The 12,544-nt window shown below is 52.3% G+C and carries 8 protein-coding genes; 2 read left to right on the top strand and 6 right to left on the bottom strand.

The window, feature by feature from the left end; translation table 11 throughout:
- Positions 1–71: 71 nt before the first annotated feature.
- Positions 72–3,050, bottom strand: coding sequence for an autotransporter outer membrane beta-barrel domain-containing protein (locus HV477_RS14520; RefSeq protein ID WP_079899094.1), 2,979 nt, complete (start codon positions 3,048–3,050; stop codon positions 72–74).
- Positions 3,051–3,562: 512 nt separating this feature from the next.
- Between HV477_RS14520 and hemB the strand changes: the two genes are divergently transcribed.
- Positions 3,563–4,537 carry a porphobilinogen synthase gene (hemB, locus tag HV477_RS14525; RefSeq protein WP_000130724.1) on the top strand — a complete coding sequence of 325 codons (975 nt, stop codon included), beginning with the start codon at positions 3,563–3,565 and terminating at the stop codon, positions 4,535–4,537.
- 106 nt (positions 4,538–4,643) lie between these two features.
- On the opposite strand, the gene prpE is transcribed toward hemB, so the two are convergent.
- The 4 genes from prpE to prpB all read right to left on the bottom strand — a co-directional run bounded on the left by prpE (position 4,644) and on the right by prpB (position 10,241).
- Complete coding sequence (gene prpE / locus HV477_RS14530; RefSeq protein WP_000010229.1) at positions 4,644–6,530, bottom strand: propionate--CoA ligase; 1,887 nt, start codon at positions 6,528–6,530, stop codon at positions 4,644–4,646.
- A gap of 40 nt (positions 6,531–6,570) precedes the next feature.
- Positions 6,571–8,022 carry a bifunctional 2-methylcitrate dehydratase/aconitate hydratase gene (locus tag HV477_RS14535; RefSeq protein WP_023193430.1) on the bottom strand — a complete coding sequence of 484 codons (1,452 nt, stop codon included), beginning with the start codon at positions 8,020–8,022 and terminating at the stop codon, positions 6,571–6,573.
- 39 nt (positions 8,023–8,061) lie between these two features.
- Positions 8,062–9,231 carry a 2-methylcitrate synthase gene (gene prpC / locus HV477_RS14540; RefSeq protein ID WP_000132744.1) on the bottom strand — a complete coding sequence of 390 codons (1,170 nt, stop codon included), beginning with the start codon at positions 9,229–9,231 and terminating at the stop codon, positions 8,062–8,064.
- A gap of 122 nt (positions 9,232–9,353) precedes the next feature.
- Entirely contained in the window at positions 9,354–10,241 is an 888-nt protein-coding gene (gene prpB / locus HV477_RS14545; RefSeq protein ID WP_000052223.1) for a methylisocitrate lyase, read from the bottom strand.
- A gap of 265 nt (positions 10,242–10,506) precedes the next feature.
- On the opposite strand from prpB, the gene prpR reads away from it, so the two are divergent.
- A complete protein-coding gene (gene prpR / locus HV477_RS14550; RefSeq protein ID WP_023231392.1) occupies positions 10,507–12,132 on the top strand; it encodes a propionate catabolism operon regulatory protein PrpR in 1,626 nt (541 codons plus the stop codon).
- Between the two features lie 135 nt (positions 12,133–12,267).
- On the opposite strand, the gene yahO is transcribed toward prpR, so the two are convergent.
- On the bottom strand, positions 12,268–12,543 hold the full coding sequence (gene yahO / locus HV477_RS14555; RefSeq protein ID WP_000848026.1) for a DUF1471 family periplasmic protein YahO: 276 nt from the start codon (positions 12,541–12,543) through the stop codon (positions 12,268–12,270).
- Position 12,544: the final 1 nt, after the last annotated feature.

Consider the following 12,544-nt stretch of genomic DNA (forward strand, 5'->3'; position numbering starts at 1 on the left):
ATAATGCCCGTCAAGTCCTTGACGGGCATTTTTCAGTTTAAATTACCTTTATTTCTCCTGAGAGAAAATGATTACCAGGTATATTTAACACCAACGTTTGCAGACCAGTCTTGATCAACATCACCGCCGCCGAGGTAGTTAGCATCGGTGTAGGCGCTGAAGTTCTTCGTGAAGCTGAACTGAGTACCCAGACCAACACGTACCGCAGAACCTTCTACGCCGTTGTCGATAGAGTCGCCGTTTACGTCAGCATCGTTGTTGGAGTCGTCGTAAACGTAAGCCAGTTTGAAGTACGGGGTCAGCGCCTGATCTTCGCTGTAAGTGAAGGTATAACCTGCATCTACACCGAGTTCATAACGCATGCTGTCGTAAGACTGACCGTCAACTTTCATGTCGTTGCTCAGCTGGTAGTCATCGCCAGACTGGAACAGACCGGATACGCTGCCGTAAGGCGTTACGTAGCCTGCATCACCCAGCTTCAGATCATAACCCAGTTTCAAGCCGAAGCCCCAGGCGTCAGAAGAGGTGTTGCCGTCAACGTAAGTACCGTCGCTCATGTTAGCAGACAAATCGTTGTTGAAGTGAGAGTAGCTCAAGTTACCGTCAACAAAGATGTTGTTTGCGAAACGAGCGGAAGAGTAGATGTAGGCAGACTGGCTGTCCTGATCCACCTGACCGGTACGATCGCTCAGATCGCCTTTCGCGAAGCCTGCTGCCGCACCAACGATCCACTTAGCGTTGTTACCATCAACTTTGGTATCAACACCGACCATGATGCCATTAACATCCTGATCGTAGTTAATGGTGCCGTTGTCGCCGTTGAAGTTACCGCCGAAGTAGCTTACCCATGCGCCGCCGTTATCCGCCAGGCCATGACGAGCGTTGGTCAGACGAGTACCAACGGTGTCTTGTTCCAGGTTCCAGATATTGGTGTTCGCAGAAGGAATGCTCAGCGCCATGTTAGCGTAGTCGGTCAGTTCCATCTGTTCCAGCACGACAGTGTTGCCTTCCTGCTTAGCCTGATAGGTGTAAGCACCCAGGTCAGCTTTGTTTGCTGCAGAGAAGGTAGCGTCGGTGTTTACGTCATTGACACGAATCAGCTCGTTGCCTTTGTAATCCGCAACAGAACCGGCACCAGTAGCGTTGTCGATGCGCACTTTATAGTTACCAGTTGCGGCTACAACGTTGTCAGTGTAGCTATTATCCGCTTCACCGTTAGCACTGTAAGTAGTATCAGCAGTGTTATCACCGTTGTAATAATCACCATTACCATTCACGGTCAAATGACCGTCAGAAGTCATAGCGATGACACCGTAACCATAGGTAGCATTTGATGTATCGGTTGTATTGGTGTGGCCGTTAACCAAATCTGCATCCAGCACATAGTCGCTGTTGTTGATGTTAAATACACCAGCGTTGGTCAGTTCCAGAGTATCCGTACCGAAAGAATCGGCATCAAATTCACCAGCACCGATGCTGAATTCACCGCCGTTTGATACGGTAATAGTGTTAGCATACAGATAAGCAGTTTCGTTTGTCAGATCAACTTTACTGTAACTATCAACCGTCAGGTGATCGGTATCAACTTCACCATAGGAACTGAGGTTCATCGTTGAACCATTGGTCAATGTGATGGTGTCTGCGATTAAAGAAGAACTATCAGCTACGTTAACCTGAGAACCATTATTAACAGTTAGGGTATCGACGTTTGAAGTGTTTACCGTATCCCATTCAGAACCGTTATCCAGCGCTACAGTGAAGATACCGCTCTGGAAGGTCTTGTCATCAGTAACGTTGCCCCATTTATCCAAAGTAGAATTAGGTTCTAAGCTGTTAGTACCATCTTCAAGATCGTACATCTCAGTCGGTGCGATATACTCATAGCTAAAGTATGCGTCACCTACCCACTTACTACCGTTATCCAGTTTGAGGTTCAGTTCATCAACGTTATCGTTGTCGTGACTCCAACCGCCATTCGTATCTTCTACGCCATCATTGTTGGTGTCATAACCGATTGGGCTGAAACCATCGCTGGCGCTGATAACACCATCGCCATTGGAATCAGCGTTCGCGTCGCCAGCATTGTTGAAGTTACTCGTAAACACAACATCACCCATCAACGTTGAACCGTTGGTGAACGTAACATTGTTCTTCATCGAATAGTATGAGTCAGGATCATCTGAGAACGATAAAGCAGTGTCATTCGGATTATGATACCAGGTTCCTGTCGTTGCATCATAAACAGCGTTGCCAGAATAATCGCTTGGCTCTTCAGAGTTTCCGTACCAGCCGCTACCTTCTAACGGAGTAAAGGCACCAGACGTTACGGTTGAATTGTCAACCGTAATGGTATTGTCCCAAGTATGAGCATAAGCACTATCACCGCCAGTAGCATAATCCCCATTATAAGTATTACCTTGGCTTAAAGTGATACCTGCAACACGAGAATTATCAGTAATATTGATATTGCTTTCTACATCTAACGTAACTGCAGTGCCTAGATAAGCATAATCTGCGGTACGCATATCTTCTGATGTTCTTTTACCATCAGCATCCAGATAGCTATCGGTAAAATAAAAATACTCATAATCGTCATCAATGGTGGAATCAGCAATATTCAGATTAAATGTATCACCATCGTTCCATCTATAATCAACATCTGTACCATTTGTCCAACCATAATTGTCATGATCATAAACTTGTTTAGAAGTAATCATGCCGTGAATGGTTGAATTATAGATGTTCAACGTATTTGCGGTGTTATCTGCATAATCGTTGTTCAGGTAATAAGTAGAAATTACCCCATTAACTACATCACCGTTGAAGGTCTGGTCATAAGCACCATCAGTTGTGTTGTTGTAAATGTAACCATTATAGGTAATGTAATTCAGATTATCTGCATTTTCCCAGTCACTCCAGCTAAATGCAGTGTCTGCGTCGTCATGATACCCAAAAGTGTTATAAGTAGTAGCATTCGCCTGAGAAGTGATTGCCAGAGTGCAAGCCAATGCTAATTGTGAGACTACAAGTTTCTTTTTCCAGGAGTGCATTTGTCATCCCTCCTCAGGGACGTAATATAGTTGATCCATCAATTATCAATGCATAAAAACATAGAGATGTTTAGCAAGGAGGATTATGCGGCGTCATTGCTAAAAGGTTCAATTATTCTTTATCCTCAGTCCGGATTCGGACATGAATTAAAAAGGCGTAATAAAAGGAAAGTTGATAATTAAAAAGCGTTCTTTTTCATGACCTTGCAAGAAAATAAAAAAACAAAATACATATAAGATAAATATGAATTAAAGAAAAACAAAATAAATATGAATAATGTCAAAATCCACATTTACTTAAATGATGATGAAATAAAACTAAAAACAACGTAAAACTAATTCTTATTTAAAATGATATAGTGCCTGAGGTATTAATCTTCGGTATATAAAAGAAGCGCCATGTTCCGCCGCCGCCGGGGCTGCGCCTGCTACGTTAAGGACCGTTTTCGTAAAACATCTGCCTGCAGATTCAGGTATACTGGGCCTTCGATTCCACAAACATCAGGCAGACCATGACAGACCTTATCCATCGCCCTCGCCGCCTGCGCAAATCCGCTGCGCTGCGCGCTATGTTTGAAGAGACAACACTTAGCCTGAACGACCTGGTGTTGCCGATCTTTGTTGAAGAAGAACTCGACGATTACAAAGCTATTGATGCCATGCCCGGCGTAATGCGTATCCCGGAAAAGCAGCTGGCGCGAGAGATTGAACGTATCGCAAATGCTGGTATTCGTTCCGTTATGACCTTCGGCATTTCTCACCATACTGATGACACCGGCAGCGATACCTGGAAAGAAGACGGCCTGGTGGCAAGAATGTCCCGCATCTGTAAGCAAACCGTGCCGGAGATGATCGTTATGTCCGACACCTGCTTCTGCGAATACACCTCGCACGGCCACTGCGGCGTATTGTGCGAACACGGTGTGGATAACGATGCGACGCTGGCCAACCTCGGCAAGCAGGCCGTTATCGCGGCGGCGGCTGGAGCAGATTTTATTGCGCCCTCCGCGGCCATGGATGGACAAGTCCAGGCTATCCGCCAGGCGCTGGATGCCGCCGGTTTTACCGATACGGCAATAATGTCCTACTCCACCAAGTTCGCCTCTTCTTTCTACGGCCCCTTCCGTGAAGCAGCGGGTACCGCGTTAAAAGGCGACCGCAAGACGTATCAAATGAATCCGATGAACCGCCGTGAAGCGATTCGCGAATCACTGCTCGACGAAGCCCAGGGCGCGGATTGCTTAATGGTGAAACCGGCCGGCGCGTATCTGGACGTGCTGCGTGAAATCCGCGAACGCACAGAGTTGCCGCTTGGCGCTTACCAGGTGAGCGGTGAATACGCCATGATTAAATTTGCTGCTATGGCTGGCGCCATTGATGAAGAAAAGGTCGTGCTGGAAAGTCTGGGCTCGATTAAACGCGCCGGCGCCGATTTGATTTTCAGTTACTTCGCGCTGGATCTGGCTGAGAAAAATATTCTGCGTTAATTCTGTTACAGGGCGGCGCGCTGCCGCCGCCCTTTCCCGACGTTCCCCCCCACTATTCAGTCGCTGAGCCTGACCCGTTGCCGAACGCGGCTTATCCGGCTTACGGCTATTCCTCGATCGCCTGGCGAATTTGCTGCAACGACGCAGGATCGTCAATGGTTGTCAGATCGCCCGGATCGCGGCCTTCGCAGATCGCCTGGATCGTGCGGCGAAGCATCTTTCCGGAACGCGTTTTGGGAAGCTGCGAAACAAACCAGACATGCGCCGGACGACCAAAGTGACCGATCTGGTTGTCCACCAGCGCCATAATCGCGTTTTCCTCGTCGCGCGCCGCCTCGCGATCCGCCAGCGTATCGCTCTGCTTCGGAATGACAAACGCCACCGCTACCTGCCCTTTCAGAGCGTCTTTTATCCCCACTACCGCCACTTCCGCTACGTTCGGGTAGCTGGAGATACTTTCTTCTATTTCTCGCGTCCCCAGCCGATGACCCGCAATATTAATCACATCATCGGTACGGCCCAGAATAAAGTAATACCCCTCGGCGTCGCGGATTCCCCAGTCGAAAGTGGCATAAACCTGACGGTTAAACAGCGACCAGTAAGTCTTCACAAAACGCGCATCGTCGCCCCAAATAGTCTGAATACAGCCCGGCGGCAGCGGCCCTTCGATCACCAGCATCCCCTTTTCATTTATGCCGCAAGGTTCGCCGGTGACTTCATTGAGTAGCTGGACGTTATAACCGTACATCGGCACGCCGGGACTTCCCAGACGCGACGGCCTGTCGTCCAGCGCGCGGGCCAGCGCCATGATCGGCCAGCCGGACTCCGTCTGCCAATAATTGTCGATGACCGGTACGCCCAGCGTCTCCGTCACCCAACTGGCCGTCGGCTCGTCCAGCGGCTCACCGGCCAGATAAAGCGCCTCCAGCGAGGAGAGATCGTGATTGCGGATTTGCGCCGTCGGGAATTTTTTCAGCACGCGAATCGCGGTCGGGGCGGAAAACATCCGGTTAACCTGGTATTTCTCGACAATTTTCCACCAGACCCCGCAGTCCGGGTACGTCGGCAGTCCTTCGTAAACAATAGTCGCCATGCCTGCCAGCAGCGGCGCGTAAACGATATAGGAGTGGCCGACGACCCAGCCGATATCCGATGCGCAAAAGAATACGCCGCCCGCCTTGCCGCCAAAAATGGTGTCCATCGAGGTTGCCAGCGCCACCGCATAACCGCCGACGTCGCGCTGGACGCCTTTCGGTTTGCCGGTAGTGCCGGAGGTGTAAAGAATGCACGAGGTTTCATTGGATTCCAGCCACGCCACCGGCACGCTCGCGCCGAGATGCTGCTGGCGCAACGTGGCAAAATCCAGATCGCGCCCATCCACCCACGCCATTTTCGCCAGCCCTCTGTCCACCAGCAGAACGTGTTTCGGCTGATGCTGCGCCTGCGCAATAGCGTCATCAAGCAGCTTTTTATACGGCAGGATTTTACCGCCCCGCGCTCCGGCATCCGCCGACACAATCAGCGCCGGTCTGGCATCGTCAATGCGCGCCGCCACGCTGTGCGAGGCAAAACCGCCAAAGACCACCGAATGGATCGCGCCAATGCGCGCGCAGGCCAGCAGGGTTATCTGCGCTTCGGCAATCATCGGCATATAGACCAATACGCGATCGCCACGCTGCACGCCCAGCGACAGCAACATGGCGGCCACAATGTTGACTTCATCATGCAACTGGCTGAAGGTAAATGTGCGCTCTTCATCGGTCTCTGATGAGACGGCAATCAGTGCCAGCGCCTCCGGCTGTTTATCCCGCCAGCGGTCAACGGCGTTATGACATAAGTTAGTGGTGCCGCCGCAAAACCAGCGGGCAAACGGTGGACGGCTATGATCCAGCGTCTGCGTAAACGGCTGTCGCCAGTCGATACGCCGGGCCTGCTCGGCCCAGAACGCCTCCGGTTCGTTAATGGAACGCTGATAAAATTCGCTAAAAGACATCACGCTCTCCTGTTGAACTTACGCCTTACTGCTGGCTGGCTCAGATGACATATAAATCGAGGTATTCGTTAACCGGCATCTGCTCCAGGCGGGCTCTGTCCAGGGAGACATCCAGAATGCGTTGCTGCTGGCGAGTCGGGAACTGACGCGCCAGGTTAATTTTAAATTTTTCGATAAGCTTCGGAATACCGTCGGCGCGGCGACGCGCATGACCAATCGGATACTCCACGACAACCTCGCCAAAGCGTGAGCCATCAGTAAACTCCACGGTGATCGCATTGCCGATAGCTCGTTTTTCCGGGTCGTGATAGTCGGCGGTAAAAGCCGGGTCCTCATAACACACGATCTTCTCGCGCAGGGCGTCAATACGCTTGTCCTGCGCCACCTCGTCTTCATAATCCGCCGCGGTTAACCGTCCGAACAGCAGCGGCACGGCGACCATATACTGGATACAGTGATCGCGGTCCGCCGGGTTATTGAGCGGGCCTTTTTTATCGATAATGCGGAGACAGGCTTCGTGGGTGCGGATGGTCACTTTCTCGATATCCGCTGCCGTTTTACCCGCGGCCTGCATCTGCTCATACAGCGTCATCGCCGCTTCGACGGCGGTTTGCGAGTGGAATTCTGCCGGGAAAGAAATTTTGAATAGCACGTTTTCCATCACGTAGGAGCCGTAAGGACGCTGGAAACGGAATGTTTCACCTTTGAATGAAACGTCGTAGAAGCCCCAGGTTTTGGCGGTGAGCGCCGAGGGATAGCCCATCTCGCCGGTTTTCGCCATCAGCGCCAGACGTACCGCGCGCGAAGTCGCATCGCCCGCCGCCCAGGATTTGCGCGTACCGGTATTCGGCGCATGACGATAAGTGCGCAACGACTGCCCATCCACCCACGCCAGCGATACCGCGTTGAGGATCTCATCGCGCGTCAGCCCCAGCATTTCAGCGACCACCGCGGTCGAGGCCACTTTCACCAGCAGCACATGGTCAAGTCCGACACGGTTGAAGGCGTTTTCCAGCGCGATGCAGCCCTGAATTTCATGGGCTTTGATCATCCCGCTCAATACCTGTTTCATGGTCAGCGGCGCTTTGCCGGCGGCGACGGCGTTGCGTGACAGCCAGTCAGCCGTCGCCAGAATACCGCCGAGGTTATCAGAAGGATGGCCCCACTCGGCGGCAAGCCAGGTATCGTTAAAATCGAGCCAGCGGATCATCGCGCCAATGTTAAAGGCTGCCTGTACCGGATCGAGCTGGAACTGGGTGCCCGGCACGCGTGCGCCGTTGGGCACCACCGTGCCTGGCACGATCGGCCCAAGCAATTTTTTACAGGCCGGGTATTCCAGCGCTTCCAGACCACAGCCAAGCGTGTCGAGCAGGCAATAATGCGCGGTGTCGTACGCCACCTTTGAGGTGATCTCGTAATTCATAACGTAATCAACGATATCGACGATTTCGCGGTCAAATTCCGGGCGGATGTTCAGTTCTTGGGTAGACATAGGGTACGTTTCCTGCGTTTTATTTTTAATAAGAGTGAGTTAGCAACGATCGTCTATCGAGACAAACTGGCGATCGTCCGGGCCGGTATAATTGGCGGAAGGACGAATAATTTTGTTGTCCTGACGCTGTTCAATAATGTGCGCCGCCCAGCCGGTAACGCGGGCGATGACAAACAGCGGGGTGAACATTTCGGTAGGGACGCCCATCATGTTGTAGGAGACCGCCGAAAACCAGTCGAGATTCGGGAACATCTTTTTTGTCTCCCACATCACCGTTTCCAGACGGTCGGCGATGTGGTACATCTTCAGCGAGCCGCCTTCTTCTGAAAGCTGTTTCGCCACCCGTTTGATCACCTGGTGGCGCGGGTCGGCGATGGTGTAAACCGGATGTCCAAAGCCAATCACCACCTCTTTGTTTTCCACGCGTTTACGGATATCCGCCTCTGCCTCGTCCGGTGTTTCATAACGCTGTTGAATTTCCAGCGACACCTCATTCGCTCCGCCGTGTTTCGGGCCGCGCAGCGCGCCAATCGCGCCGATAATCGCGGAGTAGACATCCGAGCCAGTCCCGGCAATCACCCGGCTGGTAAACGTCGAAGCGTTGAACTCATGCTCGGCATACAGCACCAGCGAAATATGCATCGCCTTTTCCCAGCTTTGGGTTGGCTTTTCACCGTGCAGCAGATGCAGGAAATGGCCGCCGATGGAATCATCGTCGGTTTCCGGCTGAATACGTTCGCCGTTGTGGCTGTAGTGATACCAGTAAAGAAGGATAGAGCTGAGCGAGGCCAACAGCTTATCGGCAATATCGCGCGCGCCGGAGACGGTATGTGCCTCTTTTTCCGGCAGGGTGCAGCCCAGCGCGGAAACGCCGGTACGCATCACGTCCATCGGGTGCGAGGCCGCCGGTAACGCTTCCAGAACGGTACGGACATTGGCGGGTAATCCGCGCAGCGCTTTTAATTTGCTTTTATACGCGTTCAGCTCGTCGCGGGTCGGTAATTTTCCGTGGATCAGTAAATGCGCGACTTCTTCAAATTCGCAGTGCTCCGCCAGATCGAGAATGTCGTAACCGCGATAGTGCAGATCGTTACCGCTTTTTCCCACGGTACACAGAGCGGTATTTCCGGCAGGTACGCCGGAAAGCGCGACCGATTTTTTAGGCTTAATGACATGCGTGTTGTTTTGCAGGATCGTCGTGTCTGTCATATTGTCCTCGTCATTATTGTAATGTGTAGGGTATTGAGGCGTGTAGGCCGTACCGTAGGCGGGTTAAACGTAGTGCCATCCGGCATTGCCTGATGGCGGCTTCGCCTTATCAGGCCTACAGGCTACGATTTTTTATTCCTGTACAGCGCGTCCAGCTTCTCTTCGAACTGGTAATAATTGATGCTTTCGTACAGCTCATTACGGGTCTGCATGATGTCGATCACATTCTTTTGCGTCCCTTCCTGGCGCAGCACGGTATAGACTTTTTCTGCGGCGCGGTTCATGGCGCGAAACGCCGACAACGGATAGAGCGCCATCGCCACGTTTGCGCTGCGCAATTCGTCGGTCGTAAACAGCGGCGTCGCGCCAAACTCAGTGATGTTGGCGAGGATCGGCACCTGCGCCACGTCGGCGAACTGGCGGTACATCGACAGTTCGGTGATCGCCTCCGGGAACAGCATGTCTGCCCCCGCGTCCACGTAAGCCTGCGCGCGATCGAGAGCCGCCTCCAGCCCTTCCACCGCCAGCGCATCGGTACGCGCCATGATCACAAAGTTCGGATCGGTGCGCGCATCCACTGCCGCCCGAATTCTGTCTACCATCTCCTCTTTCGAGACGATCGCTTTGTTTGGACGGTGTCCACAGCGCTTAGCGCCAACCTGGTCTTCAATATGCAACGCGGCAGCGCCCGCTTTGGCTATGGACTTTACCGTCCGCGCGACATTAAACGCGGAGGAGCCAAAGCCAATATCCGCATCCACCAACAGCGGCAGCGGGCAAACATCCGTGATGCGCCGGATATCGGTTAACACATCATCCAGCGTAGAAATCCCCAGATCCGGCAGTCCGAGCGAGCCCGCCGCTACGCCGCCGCCAGAAAGATAGATAGCCTGATACCCGGCCCGTTGGGCCAACAGAGCATGGTTGGCATTAATAGCGCCGACAATTTGTAATGGATTCTCTTTAGCGAGCGCGGCGCGAAATGCCTGCCCCGGCGAATGTAAAGACATATCTCGTCCTCATGTTAGTAAATTGTTACTCAGAATGTATTCACCAAAGCAAAGGCTATGCCAGGCAAAGAGGCTGCGAGAAAATTAAATACAATGAGATTTAAAAACAGGTAATTACAGTCATTCCTGTTATGAATAAGCGCGATTAAGGGAAAAGAAAAACGTGTCAGCTAACGTTTCATGAAACGAATCGCCCCGTTTCATTGCAACATTTATGAAACGCGTTTAAAACAAAAAATCGCTCCTTAAAGATGAACCTACTGCGATGACGACTGCCCACAGCGCTCCGCGCGATAATAGCGATAAACCGGTGATCTGGACGGTCTCCGTAACGCGTCTGTTCGAATTGTTTCGGGATATCAGCCTGGAATTCGATCATCTGGCGACCATCACGCCTATTCAACTCGGTTTTGAAAAGGCGGTGACCTACATTCGCAAAAAACTGGCGACCGAGCGCTGCGACGCGATTATCGCGGCGGGTTCGAATGGGGCCTATTTAAAAAGCCGCCTGTCAATACCGGTGATCCTCATCAAGCCCAGCGGATTCGATGTATTACAGGCGCTGGCGAAAGCGGGAAAGCTCACCTCGTCTATCGGTATCGTGACCTATCAGGAGACCATTCCGGCTTTACTTGCCTTTCAGAAAACGTTTCACCTCCGTCTTGAACAGCGAAGCTATGTCACCGAAGAGGACGCGCGCGGGCAAATTAACGAACTTAAGGCCAACGGTATTGAGGCCGTCGTCGGCGCGGGATTAATTACCGATCTGGCGGAAGAGGCAGGAATGACCGCCATCTTTATTTATTCCGCGGCGACCGTTCGTCAGGCTTTCCATGATGCGCTGGATATGACCCGTCTGACACGGCGCCAGCGCGTGGATTACCCATCCGGCAAGGGATTACAAACCCGGTATGAACTGGGCGATATACGCGGCCAGTCGCCGCAAATGGAGCAGCTCCGCCAGACGATTACGCTCTATGCTCGCTCCCGTGCGGCAGTGCTGATTCAGGGGGAAACAGGGACCGGAAAAGAGCTGGCGGCGCAGGCGATTCACCAGACGTTTTTTCACCGCCAGCCTCACCGTCAGAATAAGCCATCCCCTCCCTTTGTCGCCGTCAATTGCGGCGCGATTACCGAGTCATTGCTGGAGGCGGAACTGTTTGGTTATGAAGAGGGCGCGTTTACCGGTTCACGACGAGGAGGCCGGGCGGGGCTGTTTGAAATCGCACACGGCGGCACGCTGTTTCTGGATGAAATCGGCGAAATGCCCTTGCCCTTACAAACCCGACTTTTGCGCGTACTGGAGGAAAAAGCCGTCACTCGCGTCGGCGGACACCAGCCGATCCCGGTGGAGGTCCGGGTGATCAGCGCTACGCATTGCGATCTGGATCGGGAGATAATGCAAGGACGTTTTCGCCCCGATCTCTTTTATCGCCTGAGTATTCTGCGTCTGACGCTTCCTCCTTTGCGCGAGCGGCAGGCTGATATTTTGCCGCTGGCGGAAAGCTTTTTAAAACAGTCGCTGGCGGCGATGGAAATTCCGTTTACCGAATCGATACGTCATGGATTGACACAGTGTCAGCCGCTTTTGCTGGCCTGGCGCTGGCCCGGTAATATTCGCGAACTGCGTAATATGATGGAGCGCCTGGCGCTTTTTTTAAGCGTCGATCCCGCGCCAACGCTGGACAGGCAATTTATGCGGCAGTTATTACCTGAGCTTATGGTGAACACAGCAGAGCTGACGCCTTCAACCGTGGATGCGCACACGTTACAGGATGTACTGGCGCGCTTTAAGGGCGATAAGAGCGCCGCGGCGCGTTATCTGGGGATTAGCCGCACCACTCTGTGGCGTCGTTTAAAAGCTGGTGCCAAAGACCAGTCGGATAATTAAGACAAATGACCGCGTCCTGAATGCCTGATGGCGCTACGTTTATTGCAGGCCGTCATCCGGCAAAACGGATGCCGGTTGCCAGGAATAAATATACCCGCCGGAAACCCAGGCGGGTATTTTTATGATGCAACGCTTTTATTTCTTTTTATAAATATCAGCCGTACCATGAATTTTATTTTCTGTCTGCCCGGACGTCAGCACCACCACATCCGCCCCTTTTTCATCCGCCTTTTTGATTAAATCTTCTCTGGCGTCCAGCGGCGACATTTCCCCGGTGGTGGAAATCGTGCCAATTTTCGTGTATTCGGAGGCGACTTTATCAAAGTCCGTTTTTTTCATGATTTCTGCGGCATAAACGTTTGTCACGACAAACGCTAATGCGCCAAGCATAACCTTGTAGCCAGTTTTCATA

The sequence above is a fragment of the Salmonella sp. SG203 genome (genome assembly GCF_013350575.1).
GTDB classification, from domain to species: Bacteria; Pseudomonadota; Gammaproteobacteria; order Enterobacterales; family Enterobacteriaceae; genus Salmonella; species Salmonella enterica.